The organism is Streptomyces sp. NPDC006655 (genome assembly GCF_040703965.1).
Taxonomy (GTDB): Bacteria; Actinomycetota; Actinomycetes; order Streptomycetales; family Streptomycetaceae; genus Streptomyces.
In genome coordinates, this window is sequence record NZ_JBEYJU010000142.1 from 1 (window position 1) to 16341 (window position 16341).

At 72.1% G+C, this 16341-nt stretch carries 19 protein-coding genes; 13 read left to right on the forward strand and 6 right to left on the reverse strand.

Features of this window, described 5'->3' with window-relative positions; all coding sequences use genetic code 11:
* The first annotated feature begins 194 nt into the window (after positions 1 to 194).
* Positions 195 to 581, forward strand: coding sequence for a tetratricopeptide repeat protein (locus AB0958_RS41220; protein WP_046729631.1), 387 nt, complete (start codon positions 195 to 197; stop codon positions 579 to 581).
* Positions 582 to 647: 66 nt separating this feature from the next.
* On the opposite strand, the gene AB0958_RS41225 is transcribed toward AB0958_RS41220, so the two are convergent.
* Entirely contained in the window at positions 648 to 944 is a 297-nt protein-coding gene (locus AB0958_RS41225; protein WP_366895622.1) for a DUF6343 family protein, read from the reverse strand.
* Positions 945 to 1010: 66 nt separating this feature from the next.
* Between AB0958_RS41225 and AB0958_RS41230 the strand changes: the two genes are divergently transcribed.
* Both AB0958_RS41230 and AB0958_RS41235 read left to right on the forward strand, forming a co-directional pair.
* Positions 1011 to 1925 carry an acyltransferase domain-containing protein gene (locus tag AB0958_RS41230; RefSeq protein WP_366895623.1) on the forward strand — a complete coding sequence of 305 codons (915 nt, stop codon included), beginning with the start codon at positions 1011 to 1013 and terminating at the stop codon, positions 1923 to 1925.
* Positions 1926 to 2072: 147 nt separating this feature from the next.
* Positions 2073 to 2771, forward strand: coding sequence for a class I SAM-dependent methyltransferase (locus AB0958_RS41235; RefSeq protein WP_366895640.1), 699 nt, complete (start codon positions 2073 to 2075; stop codon positions 2769 to 2771).
* Positions 2772 to 2795: 24 nt separating this feature from the next.
* Here AB0958_RS41235 and AB0958_RS41240 read toward each other — a convergent pair whose 3' ends face one another.
* A complete protein-coding gene (locus tag AB0958_RS41240) occupies positions 2796 to 3158 on the reverse strand; it encodes a DUF1330 domain-containing protein (protein WP_366895624.1) in 363 nt (120 codons plus the stop codon).
* Positions 3155 to 3505, reverse strand: a complete 351-nt coding sequence (locus AB0958_RS41245) for a nuclear transport factor 2 family protein (protein WP_366895625.1) — start codon at positions 3503 to 3505, stop codon at positions 3155 to 3157. The genes AB0958_RS41240 and AB0958_RS41245 overlap by 4 nt, the downstream gene beginning before the upstream one ends.
* Before the next feature lie 119 nt (positions 3506 to 3624).
* On the opposite strand from AB0958_RS41245, the gene AB0958_RS41250 reads away from it, so the two are divergent.
* Positions 3625 to 4419, forward strand: a complete 795-nt coding sequence (locus AB0958_RS41250; protein ID WP_366895626.1) for a helix-turn-helix transcriptional regulator — start codon at positions 3625 to 3627, stop codon at positions 4417 to 4419.
* A 97-nt stretch (positions 4420 to 4516) separates the two neighbouring features.
* Positions 4517 to 4987: a DoxX family protein gene (locus tag AB0958_RS41255; RefSeq protein WP_366895627.1), complete on the forward strand. Its 471-nt coding sequence runs from the start codon at positions 4517 to 4519 to the stop codon at positions 4985 to 4987.
* Positions 4988 to 5039: 52 nt separating this feature from the next.
* Here the strand turns inward: AB0958_RS41255 and AB0958_RS41260 are convergent, their stop codons facing one another.
* A complete protein-coding gene (locus AB0958_RS41260) occupies positions 5040 to 5597 on the reverse strand; it encodes an RNA-binding S4 domain-containing protein (protein ID WP_366895628.1) in 558 nt (185 codons plus the stop codon).
* Positions 5598 to 5713: 116 nt separating this feature from the next.
* Here AB0958_RS41260 and AB0958_RS41265 point away from each other — a divergent pair, with 116 nt between their 5' ends.
* Positions 5714 to 6406 (forward strand): uracil-DNA glycosylase, encoded by a 693-nt coding sequence (locus tag AB0958_RS41265; RefSeq protein ID WP_366895629.1) that lies wholly within the window; start codon positions 5714 to 5716, stop codon positions 6404 to 6406.
* 141 nt (positions 6407 to 6547) lie between these two features.
* Here the strand turns inward: AB0958_RS41265 and AB0958_RS41270 are convergent, their stop codons facing one another.
* Positions 6548 to 7216, reverse strand: coding sequence for a GntR family transcriptional regulator (locus tag AB0958_RS41270; protein ID WP_366895630.1), 669 nt, complete (start codon positions 7214 to 7216; stop codon positions 6548 to 6550).
* Positions 7217 to 7407: 191 nt separating this feature from the next.
* Between AB0958_RS41270 and AB0958_RS41275 the strand changes: the two genes are divergently transcribed.
* The 4 genes from AB0958_RS41275 to acs all read left to right on the forward strand — a co-directional run bounded on the left by AB0958_RS41275 (position 7408) and on the right by acs (position 12344).
* Positions 7408 to 8865 carry an NCS1 family nucleobase:cation symporter-1 gene (locus tag AB0958_RS41275; RefSeq protein WP_366895631.1) on the forward strand — a complete coding sequence of 486 codons (1458 nt, stop codon included), beginning with the start codon at positions 7408 to 7410 and terminating at the stop codon, positions 8863 to 8865.
* A 5-nt stretch (positions 8866 to 8870) separates the two neighbouring features.
* Positions 8871 to 9587: an aspartate/glutamate racemase family protein gene (locus AB0958_RS41280; protein ID WP_366895632.1), complete on the forward strand. Its 717-nt coding sequence runs from the start codon at positions 8871 to 8873 to the stop codon at positions 9585 to 9587.
* A gap of 124 nt (positions 9588 to 9711) precedes the next feature.
* Positions 9712 to 10359, forward strand: a complete 648-nt coding sequence (locus AB0958_RS41285) for an acetate uptake transporter (protein ID WP_366895633.1) — start codon at positions 9712 to 9714, stop codon at positions 10357 to 10359.
* On the forward strand, positions 10356 to 12344 hold the full coding sequence (gene acs / locus AB0958_RS41290) for an acetate--CoA ligase (RefSeq protein ID WP_366895634.1): 1989 nt from the start codon (positions 10356 to 10358) through the stop codon (positions 12342 to 12344). Before AB0958_RS41285 ends, acs begins: the two co-directional genes overlap by 4 nt.
* 40 nt (positions 12345 to 12384) lie before the next feature.
* Here acs and AB0958_RS41295 read toward each other — a convergent pair whose 3' ends face one another.
* Positions 12385 to 12837: a GNAT family N-acetyltransferase gene (locus AB0958_RS41295; protein ID WP_366895635.1), complete on the reverse strand. Its 453-nt coding sequence runs from the start codon at positions 12835 to 12837 to the stop codon at positions 12385 to 12387.
* A gap of 431 nt (positions 12838 to 13268) precedes the next feature.
* On the opposite strand from AB0958_RS41295, the gene AB0958_RS41300 reads away from it, so the two are divergent.
* The 3 genes from AB0958_RS41300 (at position 13269) to AB0958_RS41310 (ending at position 16221) form a co-directional block, all read left to right on the forward strand.
* Positions 13269 to 15140, forward strand: coding sequence for an FUSC family protein (locus tag AB0958_RS41300; RefSeq protein WP_366895636.1), 1872 nt, complete (start codon positions 13269 to 13271; stop codon positions 15138 to 15140).
* Between the two features lie 90 nt (positions 15141 to 15230).
* Positions 15231 to 15887, forward strand: a complete 657-nt coding sequence (locus AB0958_RS41305) for a DUF899 domain-containing protein (RefSeq protein ID WP_366895638.1) — start codon at positions 15231 to 15233, stop codon at positions 15885 to 15887.
* Positions 15888 to 16041: 154 nt separating this feature from the next.
* Positions 16042 to 16221 (forward strand): hypothetical protein, encoded by a 180-nt coding sequence (locus AB0958_RS41310; RefSeq protein WP_366895639.1) that lies wholly within the window; start codon positions 16042 to 16044, stop codon positions 16219 to 16221.
* The last annotated feature ends 120 nt before the right edge of the window (positions 16222 to 16341 follow it).

Here is a 16341-nt window from a genome sequence, read left to right on the forward strand (position 1 = left end):
GCTCCAGCTTCGCCCACTGCGCATTCGTCAGATCGTGCCTCCCCACGAAGTGGATCTTGACACATCAAGATCCACTTCTGAAACGCACCCTAGCGCTGTGACCGGAAAGGTTCACCGGCTCGCGGGAAGCGGGCCACGAAATAGCGGACACTCGTCCACGCGTTGAACCGCTTCAGTGAGGGAAGGACTTTGCCGTGCCCGAGACCAGCGGTTCGACCGGACGTACTCCGGAGACGCATGTCATCGACTTCCGTGCGGCCGAGCAGCTGCTCAACGCACGGGACCCGCGGGGCGCGGTGAAACTCCTCGACGGAGTGATCGCCGCGCACCCCGAGAACACCGCCGCCCGGCTGCTGCGCGCCCGTGCGTTCTTCGCCGCCGCGCAACTGCGACCCGCCGAGCTGGAGTTCACCATCGTCCTGGAGCGGGAGCCGGACAACGCCTTCGCCCACTTCGCGCTCGCCCGCACCTACGAACGCCAGGGCCGTGCCGACCTCGCGATACGTCACTTCCGGCTGGCGGCCGCGCTGGACCCGAACCCGGAGTACCTGAAGGCGGCCCGATTCGACAGCGGTACGTGAGCGGACGTTCGCGCAGGGCTCATCGCGGCGGCCGGCCGCTCACCGCCGACCGCACCGGACGCGCGCTCAGGGGTGCCGGTGCCGCGGCGGCCGCCGCACCGGCGGCGGGGCGTCCACCGGCCGGTACGGCGGCACATCACGGCCCGGCTGGTAGTGCGGCCCCTGCCGCAGGTGCCTTACGATCACGGCCAGGTCGACGGTGGCCACCAGCCACAGCACCCCGCAGGCCGCCGCCCAGCCGGGACGTCCGACGACCGCGAACACCGCCGTGCCGAAGACCGCCCAGGCGATTCCCCACACGCTCAGCCACAACCGCGCCCGCAGCGGACTGCGCGCGGTGACCGGTTCACTGCCTGTACGCATCGCGGATCACCACTCCTCCCAGCAACGTACTCTTCGACGAGGACGTCCACCAAGGGGGGAACCATCGTGCTGCCGGACGCCGACGACCTGCCCGACCTGCTCCTCGACCTCGCCGTGCCGCACGAGGACATCAACGAGGTGACCGCGCGCCTGCGGAACGTGACGGCCGATCCCGGCCTGCGACGGCTCCTGGACGCGTGCGCCGAGGACGTGACCAGCGTCGTCCGGGAGGTCGACGACCCGGGCGGGCTCGGGGACCGGGCCGCCCATGCTTCGGCCGCCCTCGGCGAGTACTTCCTCGTGTACGCCTTCCTCGTCGCGGTGCCGCGTGTGCGCGCCGCGCACCGGGAACTCGGCATCCCCGGCGACATCACCCGGATGACGCTCACCGACCTCGGCCGCGGCATGGCACTGCACCGCAGACGGTACGGCCGCGGCGGGCTGGGCGCCCGACAGGCGCACTGGCTCACCCGCCACTTCTGCGGCAGGCTCTACCAGCTGGGGCGGCTGCAGTACGAGCTGGCGGGCCTCGGCACCCGAACGGCACAGGCGATCGCCGGCGCCGGAACCGAGGTCGCCGCCGGCACCCCCAGCCTGAACCTGCACATCCCCGACTTCCTCGGACCGCTCACCCCGGCCGCCTGCGACCGTTCCGTGCTCCGGGCCCGGGAGTTCTTCGCCCGGTACTTCCCCGACGAGAAACCGGTCGTCGCGACCTGCCACTCCTGGCTGCTCGATCCGCAGCTGCGGCGGCACCTCCCGGCGGACTCCAACATCATCCGGTTCCAGGAGCGGTTCCGGCCCGGCTGGGACGACCGGGAGCCGGCCGACACCACGCCGGTCGCCTTCGTCTTCGGCGACCCCGACCTACCGGCCCCCGACCTGCCCCGGCGTACGTCGCTGGAGCGGGCGGTCGGCGACCTGTTGCGGGCCGGCGGCCACTGGTACACCGGGCACGGATGGTTCCCGTGGGAACGGTGACGGCGCACGGCGTGATCCGACCGGCCGTCACCCCGCCGGTGCCGCGGGGAAGTTCCCGTCGGACACCGAACTACTCGAACGAGTGAACCGCCGCCGCCCGGGAACGGCCGCGCGGTGGCCGGCCGTTCTTCGGGCATGACGATCGAAATGCGTGAGGGGTACAAGGGGACGGGTCCGGGCGCGATCACCCCGGACGGCTGTGCGGTGGAGCTCTACTCGCGACTGGCCGTGGGGAGCGAGCCGGACATCGTCGAGGCGGCGGCACCGGCCGGCGCCCGCATCCTGGAGCTGGGCTGCGGCGTGGGACGGATGACGCACCCGCTCCTGGAGCGCGGGTTCACGGTCACCGCGGTCGACGAGTCGGAGGAGATGCTGGAGCGCGTCCGCGGGGCGCGCACGATATGCAGCACCATCGAAGGGCTCGACCTGGGCGAGAGATTCGACGTGGTGCTGCTCGCGTCGTTCCTGGTGCACGCCGGGGACGTGGAAGTACGGCAGGGCATGCTGCGGACCTGCGCATCCCATGTGGCGGACGGCGGCTGTGTCCTCATCCAGCGGGAGGGCGCGGACTACCACGTCGACCTGCCCAGGGAGCGGGTCGACCCCAGCGGCTACACCGTGCGGATCGTGTCGGCCGAGCCGGTCGGTGACGGGGTGAACTCGGTCCATGTGGAGTACGACTTCCCGGACGCGGCCTGGACGCAGACGTTCCTGGCCCGGCCGCTCACCAGGCAGCAGTTCGAGGGCGCGCTGGCGGAGGCCGGGCTGGAGGTGGCCGAATATCTGACGGAGGACGGGACCTGGGTACGGGCGATACCCGCGGCCCGGCAGGCCCCGGCGGCCTGACCGGCCCCGGCGGCCGGTCCGCGCTCAGCTCGCCGGGCCGCTCGGGATCGGGAACAGCTGGGCGATCTTCTCGCTTGCGCGGTAGCCGTCGGGGACTCCCTCGACCAGGGCGACCATCGAGGTCGCGTGCTCCGTGCGGAGCGGCAGGATCGCCTGGTAGTCAGGCGATTCGTACCACTCCTGCGCACGGGCCGCATCGGGGAACTCGAGTATCACGATGTCGCCGTTCCAGGTGCCCTCGTGCTCGACGAGCCGTCCGCCGTGCACGAGGAAGCGGCCGCCGTACGGTGCCATCGTGGCCTCGATCCGCTCGATGTACTCCGCGATCTCCGGGCCGAGGTCGACGTTCCGCAGGTATCCGACCACGTATGCGCGCGGCGCCGTCATGCCGGCACCTTGTCCAGGAAGCCGTGCACGTCCTGGATGCGGCCCGACTCGTCCAGCACCAGGACGTCGAATCCGATCACCAGCGGCTCGGCTCCCTCCGGACCCAGGCCCCACTGGAAGCGCACCTGGCGGTGGTGGGCGTCGACCTCACCGACCTGGGTGAACACGAACCCAGGAAACTGCGCGTGGACCCCGTCGACGACCGCGGCGATCCCCTCGTGGCCGCGGACCTCGGCCAGCGGATCCGTGTAGGTCGCCTCGGTCGACCAGTGCTCGGAGAGCAACGCCGCCCGCTCCTCACCGGTCGCGTTCCAGGTGGCCAGGTACTGCTGGACGATGCCCTTCATGTTCGTTTCTCCGTTCGTCTCGATCGGCTGATGTCCCACATCCTGACCCCCGGCCGCTCATCCGATCCATGACCTCACAGGTCATGGCGGCCCGGACACGGCCCCCTAGACTCGCGGACATGAGCCTCGCGGACATGAGCGTTGCGACCGAAGTCCCGCCCGTCGGCGCGCTGCTGCGCACCTGGCGTGAACGACGCCGGTTCAGCCAGCAGGAGCTGTCCAACCGTTCACGGGTCTCCACCCGGCACCTCAGCCGGGTGGAGACCGGCAAGGCCCACCCGACACCGGAGATGCTCATGCACCTCTCCGACAACCTGGACGTGCCGCTGCGCGATCGCAACCAGCTTCTGCTGGCCGCCGGTTACGCACCGCGCTATCAGGACCGCCAACTGGACGACGCGTCGATCGCGCTCGTGATGGACGGCCTGCGTCGGCTCCTCGACGCCCACCTGCCCTACCCCGCACTGCTGTTGGACGAGCACTGGGACATCGTCGACGCCAACGCCGCCGTCGATCAGCTGCTGGCCGGCTGCGCGCCGGAACTGCTGGAGCCACCGGTCAACGTGGTCCGGGTCTGTCTGCATCCGGACGGGCTGGCCGACCGGATCGGCAATCTCGCGCAGTGGGGCGGCCACCTGCTGCACCAGGTGCGCCACCGGGCCGAACGCACCCACGACCAGCGCCTCCACGAGCTGGCCGGGGAGATCGCCGGACACCTCGGCACATCCGATGCCGCCCCCGTCGGCACGGGACCGGTCATCACCCTCGAAATCGACGTGGACGGCAGCCCGCTCCGGTTCTTCAGCACCTCCGCCACGCTCAGCACCGCCACCGACGCGACCCTCGAAGGTCTGCACCTGGAGACCTTCCTGCCGGCCGACGAGGAGACCCGTCGCCGGTTCGGCGCGTCATAGGGGAACCTGAAAATCGAGGACGGCAGCGATGAGTTCTCCGTGGCGGGCGGGTCTACCCCTGTGACAGCAGCAGAGACCGTTTCCCCAGGAGAACCTCATGTCCGAGACCGCCGCTCCCGCCGTCCTCGCTCCTTCCGCCGCCCCCGTGCCCTCCACCGTGACCGGGTCTGCGAAGCCCGGCCGACGACATGCCGCCCGCCTGGCCGTGCGGGTGCTGCAGGTGCTGCTCGCCCTGTTCTACGCCGTCGCGAGCGCACTGCCCAAGCTGATCGCGTATTCAGCCGCCGTGGAGTCCTTCGACAGGATCGGCTGGGGCAGCGCGGGCATGTACGCCATCGGCGTGCTCGAACTGGCGGGTGCGATCGCCCTGGTGACACCGGTGCTGCAGTCCGTGGCGGCGATGGCGCTCAGCGGGCTCATGGTGGGCGCGTTCATCGTCCAGCTGACGGTGTTCAACGGGCAGAACGCGGCGACCCCGCTGGTCCTGCTGGTGCCGCTGGTCCTGATCGCGTGGGCCCGGCGGGAGCAGAACGCGCGGCTGTGGGGACTGGTGCGGGGACGGATGTGAGGGTCCGGGTCGGCCGTCCCCGGACCGGCCGAGGCCTGTGGCGCCCGGTGGATCACCGACCGCCGGGGCGCCCACCGCTCGCCGGGCCCATGCCTCCCGGCCTGCCCAGGCCCCCGGCCGGCCCGGCGAGGCCGCGGAGCCGTTCCAGCTCGCGGCGGTCGCGTTTGGTGGGGCGGCCGGTGCCGCGGTCGCGCAGACCGATGGGTGCGACCGCCTCGCGGGGCGGGGGCGGCGGGGAGTTGTCGACGTAGCACTGGGCGGCGACCGGAGCGCCGACCCGCTTGCGGATCAGCCGCTTCACGATGACGACGCGTTCCCGCCCCTCCTGGCGCAGCCGGACCTCGTCACCGACGCGCACGGAGTGGGCGGGTTTGACCCGCTCGCCGTTCACCTGGACATGCCCGCCCCGGCAGGCGGTGGCTCCCATGGAACGGGTCTTGATCAGACGCACGGCCCAGATCCAGCTGTCGATCCGCACGGTCTCCCCGGGCCCCGGCGCGGCGGCCTCGGCGGCGGCGACCGCCGCGGCGACGGCGGCGGGATCGAGAGCCTCGGCGCCCGGTGCCTGCTCGGCGGGGGCAGGGCTGTCGTGCACGTCCTGAGAAGACATGTCCTGACCTTAACGCGCCCCGAAGAGCCGCGGGGAAAGCACGAACGGCCACGACCCGTCGTCGCGCCGGACCCGGCGGACGCACGCCCCCATCCCGGCGGCCCTACCGTTGAAGCATGCAGCGCACCCCCCTCGCCGACCTCGATCACCGTGTCAGCGCCTGTCGTGCCTGTCCCCGGCTGGTCGCCTGGCGGGAGGACGTGGCGCGTACCAAGCGCGCGGCGTTCGCCGACTGGACGTACTGGGGCCGACCCGTCCCCGGCTTCGGACCGCCCGACGCCCGGCTGCTGATCATCGGCCTCGCCCCGGCCGCGCACGGAGGCAACCGCACCGGCCGGATGTTCACCGGCGACCGCTCCGGTGACGTCCTGTACCAGGCGCTGTACGACGTCGGGCTCGCCTCGCAGCCGACGGCGGTCAGCGTCGACGACGGTCTGCGGCTGCACGGCGTGCGGATCACCTCGCCGGTGCACTGCGCCCCGCCCGACAACAAGCCGACCCCCGCGGAGCGGGACACCTGCCGCCCGTGGCTGGTGGAGGAGCTGGCGCTGTTGCGGCCGACGCTGCGGGCCGCGGTCGTGCTCGGCGCGTTCGGCTGGCAGGCCGCGCTGCCGGCGTTCGCCGCGGCGGGCTGGACCGTGCCGAGGCCCCGCCCGCGCTTCGCCCACGGCACCCGGGTCGACCTGGGCGGCCTGGACCTCTTCGGCTGCTTCCACGTCAGCCAGCGCAACACCTTCACGGGCCTCCTCACCCCCGAGATGCTCCGCGGAGTGCTCCGGAAGGCGGCGCAGACAGCCGGCCTGCTCTGACCCGAGCGACCGGAGGAGCCAGGGTGTGACCGGGGGGTGGACGACCCGAGCCCGCCGCCACCGAGCCCCCACCGGCCCTCCGCTGCCGGCCGGTCGGCGACCGTCTCGGTGTGGCCGGACGGCTGTCACTGCCCGTCGTGGTCAGTGGCCGGTCTCCTCGCCGAACAGGTGCCGCACCGTCGAGCGGTGGTTGGCCCGCACGTGGGCGAGGGCGACGGTGCGGGCGCGGTCCGGGTCGCCGGAGGCGATCGCGTCGTACAGCGCGCGGTGCTCGGTGAGGAGCTGGGGCCATTCCTCGTTGCGCCGGGTGAGCCAGCGGAGCCGGCCGTCGACCGGTTCCATGACCGAGATGAGCAGGCTGTTGCCCGCCAGGCCCAGGATCCGGTCGTGGAAGCGGGTGTTGACGTCGGTGATCGTCTCGGCGTCGTCGGAGTCGGTGGCCGTGGCGGCCTGGTCGAGCAGTTCCCGGAGCTCGGCCAGTGCCTGGGGCGTCGCCCGCGAGGCCGCGAGACCGGCCGCGTAGACCTCCAACGCCTCGCGCAGCTCGAAGAGTTCCTTGACGTCGGTCGGGGTCAGCCGGCGCACCACCGTGCGGCGGGCCGACTCGAAGAGCACGAAGCCCTCGGTCACCAGGGCCCGGATCGCCTCCCGGACCGGCACCCGGGACACCCCGAACCGTTCGGCCAGTTCCCGCTCGACCAGCCGGTCACCCGGGGCCAGTCGGCCCTCGATGATGTCCTGCCGCAGGGTGGCGAGGACGCGTTCGCGTACCGCGCCCAGGGGTTCGGTCTTCGTCGTGGGGGAGCCCATGAGGTCATTTTCGCCGACCCGAGGGGGCTTTTACGGAGCCGTAACGGGACGGACATCGGTCAGAACGCTTGACGGGAGGACCATGACGGCAGTTTGGTATACCAAACGCGCGCAGCAGCCCATCCGCGGCACCCGACGGCGGCGACCCGCGGCCGTCCCCTCCCTCCCCGCCCCGAAGTCCTGGAGGCTCCGTGTCCCTGGCCGACCGCGCCGAAGCCACCGGTGCACCCGCGTTCGTCCCCGACCCCCGGCTCACCAACGACGACCTCGCCCCCGCCGAGCAGCGGAACTGGAAGGTCTTCGACCTGTTCGCCATGTGGATGTCCGACGTCCACAACCTCGGCAACTACACCTTCGCCGCCGGCCTGCTGGTCCTCGGCATGAACGTCTGGCAGGTCTTCACCTCCCTCCTCGTCGGCTTCGTGCTCATCTACGTCGGCATGAACTGGATGGGCAGGATCGGCCAGCGTCACGGAGTGCCGTTCCCGGTGGTCAGCCGGATCAGCTTCGGCGTCTGGGGCGCCAACATCCCCGCGCTGATCAGGGCCGTGATCGCCATCATGTGGTACGGCATCCAGACCTACCTGGCGTCCGTCGCCGTCAACGTGATGCTGCTGGCGGCCTGGCCCGGCCTGAAGTCCCTGACGGAGACCTCCTTCCTGGGCCTGGACACGCTGGGCTGGATCTCGTTCGTCTCGCTCTGGCTGATCCAGGCGGCGATCATCAGCCGGGGCATGGAGTCGGTCCGCAAGTTCCAGGACTTCTGCGGCCCGGCGATCTGGCTGGTCATGATCGCCCTCGCGGTCTGGATCCTCGCCAAGGCCCACTGGACCATCTCGCTCACCTCCACCCCGCACCCGGTCTCCACCGGTGAGCAGTGGCGCCAGTGGTTCGGCGCGATCGGCCTGATCCTCGCCACCTACGGCACGCTGATGCTCAACTTCTGTGACTTCTCGCGCTTCGCCCCCGACTACCGGACCGTGCGCCGCGGGAACTTCTGGGGCCTGCCGATCAACTCCACGGCGTTCGTGGTCGTCTCGGTGATCGTGACGGCGGGTTCGCTGGAGGTCTTCGGCGAGGCCATCACCGACCCCGCCGAACTGGTCGCCAAGGTCGGCAACACCTGGGTCCTGGTCGTGGCGGCCCTGACCTTCGCGGTCGCCACCATGGGCGTCAACATCGTCGCCAACTTCGTCTCACCGGCGTACGACCTGGCCAACGTCTGGCCGCAGAAGATCACCTTCAAGGTCGGCGGCATGATCAGCACGGTCGCGGCCCTCCTCGTCACCCCCTGGAACCTCTTCTCCAACCCCACCGTCGTCAACTACTTCCTGGGGGGCCTCGGCGCCTTCCTGGGACCGCTGTTCGGCGTGATCATGGTCGACTACTACGCGATCAAGCGCGGCAAGGTCGACGTACGGCAGCTCTTCGACGCGACGCCCGGCTCCCCGTACCACTACCGCAAGGGCGTCAACCCCAAGGCGCTGTGGGCGTTCCTGCCCTCGGCGGCGGTCGCGGGCGTGCTCGCGCTGGTGAAGACCTTCAGCGATGTGGCGCCCTACTCCTGGTTCATCGGCACCGCCCTGGCTGCGGGCCTGTACCTGGTGCTGTGCCGGGACGACCGGACCCCCGAGACCGAGGAGGCCTGACGGACGTGCGGATCGTCGTCACCAACTGCAACACCACGCAGGAGATGACCGAGGAGATCGTGCGAGGTGCCCGGGCCGCCGCAGGCCCGGGCACCACCGTGACCGGACTGACCCCGAGCTGGGGTCCCGAGTCGGCGGAGGGCTGGCTCGACAGCTACCTGTCGGCGGCGGCGGTCCTGGACGCCCTGCGGACCTACCCGGGCCCGCCGTACGACGCGGTGGTCATGGCCGGTTTCGGCGAGCACGGACGGGAAGGCGCACGGGAGTTGCTGGACGTCCCGGTCGTCGACATCACCGAGGCCGCGGCCCATCTGGCCTGCCTGCTGGGCCGCCGCTACGGCGTCGTCACCACGCTGGACCGCTCGCGCGGGCAGATCGAGGACAGCCTGGAGACGGCGGGGATCGCCCGCAACTGCGTGGCCGTGGCGGGCACGGGTCTGGGGGTCCTGGACCTCGCCGGTGATCCCGGACGGACGGAGGCCGCGTTCCTGGCGGCGGCCGAACGGGTCCGCGACGCCGGCGCCGAGGTCCTCGTCCTCGGCTGCGCCGGGATGACGGGGCTGCAGCAGACGGTGGGGGAGAAGCTCGGCCTCCCGGTCGTGGACGGGGTCGGCGCGGCGGTCAAGCTGGCGGAGTCGCTGGTGACGCTGGGGCTCACCACCAGCCGGGCGGGGAGCTACGGGAAGCCGTTGGCGAAGCGCCGGATGTGGGGATCTGCATAGTTATGTCCGCATAAGTGCGAGGGGTTGGGGAACCCGGAGACCGTGGACGCGTGGCGCCGCCGGCCCTCGTGGTGTCCGGGACGGACTCACGTCCTTGTGAGGCACATCGCACGAGGAGGCGCAGATGAGCACCCCCAGCACCGACACCGGAACCGTCGCGGACCCCGGCCCGCTCGGCCTCGGTGCCTTCGCGGCGACGACCTTCGTCCTCAGCGTCTTCAACGCCGACCTGATCACCGACCAGACGCTGGCCGCCGTCGTCCTCCCGCTCGCCCTGTTCTACGGCGGACTGGTCCAGTTGCTCGCGGCCATGTGGGAGTTCCGCAAGGGCAACACCTTCGGCGCCACCGCCTTCGGGTCGTACGCCGCCTTCTGGCTGGCCTACGCCGGCTACGCGAGGTTCGTCGCGGGCAGCCTGCCACCCGCCACCGTGCACCAGGCGACCGGCCTGTTCCTGCTGGTGTTCGCGGTCTTCACGGTCTACATGACCGTCGCCGCCACCCGCACCACGGGCGCCCTGCTGGCCGTCCTGGTCACCCTGTCGGCGACGTTCATCGTGCTGTGCGTCGGCGAGTTCGCGCAGTCGCCCGGCACCGTCGAGGCCGGCGGCTGGCTCGGCCTGGTCACCGCGGTGTGCGCCTGGTACGCGTCGTTCGCCGGCGTCGCCAACTCCACGTTCCACCGTGCCGTCCTGCCCGTCTTCCCGGACATCGGCGAGCACCTGCGACCGCATCGCGGCCACCGTCACGGGCCGTTCGGGGCCCACGCATGACCGACAGCGGCGGCGGGACGCTCTCCAACCTGCTGCACGAGGAGCGCCGCTTCCCGCCGCCCCCGGAGCTGGCCTCGGCGGCCAACGCCACCGCGGCGGACTACGCCCGGGCGGACGCCGACCGCCTCGCCTTCTGGGCCGCGGCGGCCGGCCGGCTCGACTGGGAGCGGCCCTGGGACCAGGTGCTGGACTGGAGCCGCGCCCCGTTCGCCCGCTGGTTCACCGGCGGCCGCCTGAACGCGGCCCACAACTGCCTGGACCGGCATGTCGCCGCCGGCCTCGGCGACCGGGTCGCCTTCCACTGGGAGGGCGAGCCCGGCGACACCCGCACCCTCACCTACGCCCAGCTGACGACGGAGGTCCGCAAGGCAGCCAACGCCCTGCGGGCGCTCGGCGTCACCGCGGGCGACCGGGTCGCCGTCTACATGCCGATGATCCCGGAGACGGTGGTGGCGATGCTGGCCTGCGCCCGCATCGGCGCCCCGCACACCGTCGTCTTCGGCGGCTTCTCCGCGGAGGCGCTGCGCGGCCGGATCCTCGACTGCGACGCCCGCTTGGTGATCACCGCGGACGGCGGCTACCGCCGCGGCCACCCCTCCGCCCTGAAACCGGCCGTCGACGAGGCACTCCGCGGCTGCCCCGACGTGCGCCACGTCCTGGTCGTCCGGCGCACCGGACAGCCGGTGGACTGGCTCCCCGCCCGGGACCTGTGGTGGCACGAGACGGTCGACGGACAGCCGGCCGAGCACCGGGCGGAGGCGTTCGACAGCGAACACCCCCTGTACATCATGTACACCTCCGGCACCACCGCCCGCCCCAAGGGCATCCTGCACACCACCGGCGGATATCTCACCCAGGTCGCCTGGTCGCACTGGGCGGTCTTCGACGTCAAACCGGACCGGGACGTCTTCTGGACGGCGGCCGACATCGGGTGGGTCACCGGCCACTCGTACATCGTCTACGGCCCGCTGGCCAACGGCGTCACCTCTCTGCTGTACGAGGGGACGCCGGACACCCCGCACCGGGGCCGCTGGTGGGAACTGGTGGAGAAGTACCGGGTCTCCATCCTCTACTGCGCCCCCACCGCGATCCGCACCTTCATGAAATGGGGCGCCGACATCCCGGCCCAGTTCGACCTGACGTCGCTGCGCCTCCTCGGCTCGGTCGGTGAACCGATCAATCCCGAGGCATGGATCTGGTACCGCGACACCATCGGCGCCGGCAACTGCCCCGTCGTCGACACCTGGTGGCAGACCGAGACCGGAGCCCAGATGATCAGCCCGCTGCCCGGTGTGAGCGTCTGCAAGCCGGGCTCGGCCCTGCGCCCGCTGCCCGGTGTCGCGGCCGACGTCGTCGACGACACCGGCGAGCCGGTACCCGACGGCTCCGGCGGCTATCTGGTCCTCACCCAGCCGTGGCCCGCGATGCTCCGCACCATCTGGGGCGACGAACAGCGGTACCTCGACACCTACTGGTCGCGTTTCCCCGGCAGCTACTTCGCGGGGGACGGCGCGAAGAAGGACGACGACGGCGACATCTGGCTGCTCGGCCGGGTCGACGACGTCATGAACGTCTCCGGGCACCGCATCTCCACCACGGAGGTGGAGTCGGCCCTCGTCTCCCACCCGCTGGTCGCGGAGGCGGCGGTGGTCGGCGCGACCGACGTGACGACCGGACAGGGCGTGGTCGCCTTCGTCATCCTGCGCGGCGACGTGCAGGCGGGCGCGGCCGGGGCCGAGGAGGTGGCGGCGCAGCTGCGCGCGCACGTCACCACGGAGATCGGCCCGATCGCCCGCCCCCGGGAGATCCTGGTCGTCACCGAACTCCCCAAGACCCGCTCCGGCAAGATCATGCGCCGGCTGCTGCGGGACGTCGCCGAACACCGCGCGCTCGGCGACGTGACGACCCTGACCGACTCGTCGGTCATGGACGAGCTCAGACACCGGCTGCCGCCGGCCGGTCCGGCGGCGGGCGAGGAGACGTAGGCCAGGGGAGCGGGAGTCCCCAGGGCGGCCGCGCCGGGGCTCAGGGCTGCCAGACGTACCGGACGTCCGGCTCCCGCTCCTCGTTGCCACTCCCGTCCGTGGACTCGACGGCGACGAAGCCGTGCCGCTCGTAAAACCGCTGGGCGGGCTTGTTGACCTGGAACGTCCACAGCGCGAGGCCCTGCGGCGAGCGCTCCTTCGCCAGTGCGACGAACCGGTCGCCGAGACCGCGCCCCCGCCATCCGGGGTCCAGGTACAACTGCGACAGCAGATCTCCCGCGAGCACCATCACCCCCACGACGAGCCCGGCCGCCTCCGCGAGCCAGGTCTCCCGCTCCGGCACCACGACGTCCCGGAAGTACGCCCGCACCTCGTCGTCCGAGTGCGCCCGCACGACGGTGGGCAGCGCGGCACGGTACGACCGCAGCCAGACGTCGGCCACCGCCCCGGCATCCGTCGCACCGGCCCGCCGCAGCACCACTGCAACGCTCACGCCCCCGGCTCCTCGGGTACGACGACGTCCTGCCGTACCGGGCCCCCGTCGGCCCCGTCCACCTCTCCACAGAGGCCAGGGGTGGTGACGCGTCGGATCAAGGGGGGCTCCTTCGGCGACAAGGTCGACCAACTGATGATCCACCCCGCGCGGACGCGGCGCATCCTGTTTTGTCCGCCGGTCGAAAACGCCTGCGAACAACGGCGGGTACCGACCGCCGGATCGACCGGGCCCCGGCCTCAGCACGCCCAATCGAGCCCGCGCGGAATTGCGTTCATAAAGAACTCGGTCCTACGGGACACTTGTCACACCTGCGAAATGCAATCGAACCTTTTCGTACGGGAACCCGATCTACCGTTGGCTCCACGAAGCCCACAGCCCGGCCACCGTCGCCCGAAGGCACACCCCGCCCTCGTCCGGACAGGAGCCCCGTGTCCCGTCGTGTCACCCTGCCCCCCTGGCTCGCCCACGCCCTGCGCGCCCAGCGGGGGCCCGTGCCCTGGAGCGCGGTGACCAGAGGGGCGCTGGCCGCCGGGCCCTTGCTGCTCGCGGCGGTCCTGGCCCAGCGCACCTCCCTCGGTGTGGTCGCCGCCATCGCCGCCATGCTCGCCGGGATCAACGACCGGCCCGGCAGCCGACGGGCCGCCGTGCGGCGGCTCGGGGCGCCCGCGGCGGCCGGTGCGGTGGGGCTGCTGGTCGGGACCTACGGCGGCGCACATCTCGCCGCCGTACCCCTCACCCTGCTGCTCACGGGTCTCGGCCTGGTCGCCGGAGGCATCAGCGCCGTCGGGCCCGTCGCCTCCGGCGCCGGGACGCAGTTGCTGGTCGCCGCCGCCATCGGTGCCGGCATGCCGGTCGTCGAGGCGGGCTGGCAGCGGGCCCTCGCCTTCCTCGCCGGCGCCGGATGGCTGCTGGTGCTGCGGCTCGCCCTGCCCACGCCCGGCGCGCTCGCCGGTGACTACCGGTTCGACGGCGAGCGGGACGCCGTCGCCGGCGTGTACGACGCCATCGCCGACCTGCTGGAGGCCGTCGCGGGCGAGGCCGCGCTCGGCCGGCGGAAGGCGCTGAGCACCGCACTCGACCACGCCCAGGACGCGCTCACCGGGCCCCGGCTGCGGCGGTACGCCAGTTCCGCCGCCGAGCGCCGGCTGCACGCGCAGTACGCCGCCGCGCTGCCCCTCGCCGAGGCGGCCACCGCCCTCGCCTGGGCGGGCGAACCGATATCCGAGCGGGCCGCGGAGGGGCCCCGCCGGCTCGCCGCCGCCGTCCGGGAGAACGCCGGCACCGGACCGCTGCCCGCGCCGTCCCGTGCGGTGCCCGCCCTGCGCGCCCTCGACGACGCCCTGCTGCGGGCCGCCGAGGCCTTCGACCGGTCCGAGGGCGCCGAACAGCGGCCGCCCGCCCGGCGCCGCGGCCCCGAGGAGGTCCTGCGAGCCGCGTTCGGCAGCGGCGGACGGGAGTACGGGCTGCGGGTCGCCCTGTGCTTCGGAGCCAGCGCCGCCATCGCCCAGGCCCTGCACCACACCCGCTGGTACGGCAGTCACCAGCACTGGTACTGGCTGCCCGCCACCGCCGTCTTCCTCGTCAAGCCCGACCTCGGTCCGCTCGCCTCCCGGGTGCTGTGCCGGGCCGCCGGGACAGTGCTCGGCGCCCTCGTCTTCGCGGGCTTCGCCGCCGTCCTGCCCCGGCCCGAGGGGCTCATCGTCCTGGTGGCCGTCTGCGGCGCCCTCGTCCCGGCGGCCACCAGGCACTTCGCCGCGCAGACCGCCGTCGTCACCGTCCTGGTGCTCGCCCTGGTCATGGTCGGGGGCGAACCGCAGGCCTCGGTCAGCCGGATCGGCGAGACACTGCTGGCCTGCGCGTTGGTCCTGCTCGTCGGGCACCTGCCGATGCCGGGGAAGCACGGTGGCGGGGTCCGGGGCCGGCTGGCGGCGGCCGGGCGGGCCGCGCACACCTACCTCGCCCACGTGCTGAGCGAGTCCGGCGACCGCGGTGAACGCTGGGCGCTGCGTCGCGAGGCCTACCGCACCCTCGCCGAGGCACGCTCCGCCATCGCCCTCGCCGCCGCCGAACTCCCTGCTCTCGCCCGGCACACCGAGGGCACGGAGGCGGTGGCCGCCGTACTCGAACGGCTCGTGGACACCACCACCGCGTGCGCCGTGCACCTCGACGAGACCGGCCGGCTCACCGCCCGCCACACCCGGCAGCTCGAAGACCTGGCAGCCGAGTTGACGCAGGGCGGGCAGCGGCACGGGGTCGCCGTGCCGCGAATGCCGGTCGCCGCGCCGCGGCTCGCCGGATGACGCAACGCGGAAGAATTCTTCGGCCGCGCCGATGAGTTCTCCGTCCTCCCACGGTCACCACAGGGAACCGACCGCCGTACAGGAGGACCCATGTCGCTTCCGGAGATCGTCTCGCGTGAGCGGTGGCGTGCCGCGCGCGAGGAGCTGCTGCTCAAGGAGGAGGCGGTCACGCGCGCGCGGGACGCGCTCAACGCGCAGCGGCGCCGGCTGCCCATGGTCGAGGTGGACCCCGAGTACGTCTTCGAGGGCGGCGACGGCAAGGCGAACCTGCTCGACCTCTTCGACGGACGGGCCCAACTGGTCGTCCACCACTTCATGTTCGCCCCCGAGTGGGAGGCCGGCTGCCCCGGCTGTGCCGCCTTCCTGGACCAGATCGGCCACCTCGCACATCTGCGGGCGCGCGGCACCTCGTTCGCGGCGGTCTCCCGGGCGCCGTTCACCCGGATCCTGCCGTTCAAGGCACGGATGGGCTGGACGGTGCCCTGGTACTCCTCGTACCACAGCGATGTCGGCCGCGACTTCAACCGCGACTTCGAGGCGACCATCGTGGTGGACGACGAACCGGTGGAACGTCCCGGGATCAGCTGCTTCCTGCGGGAGTCGGACCGGGTCTTCCACACCTACTCGGCGTACGACCGCGGACTCGACGGGCTCGGCTCGGTCGCCTCACTGCTCGACCTGACGGCCCTGGGCCGGGCCCCCGCGGGCAGCGACCGCGTCCGCTATCACGACGAGTACGAGGACTGACACGCACAGTCACGGACGTGGCCGAAAGTCAACGGACTCTCACCCTCCGCGCCGGTGGGGTGTCGGCTGTGTCTCAGTACGGTCACCGGGCGAGCCGTTCACGTTCCCCAGAGCGTTAACTCCTACAAGTACGAACCAGCTCTGGAGGTGCAGGATGGTGAACGGGCGAACCGTGCTCGAACGCTTTGCCGCAGGCGGACCGCGAGGATCATGGCCTGCGGAGGAGTTCGCACAGGCCCGGCGGCTGGAAGGGCTGCCCGCGGAAGTGGTGATGGACCTGGCGACCGACACCTTCCTGGTCATCGTGCGCCCGGCCGACGGCGTCGAGAACTAGGGGCCCCTAGGGCCCTTCTGATGGATCTCCGCGGCGTCGCGACGCCCGCCACCCCGCACGCCGATCGCACGCACCGAACGCCGCTCCTTCTCCCACGGAGATCCATCAGAAGGGCCCTAG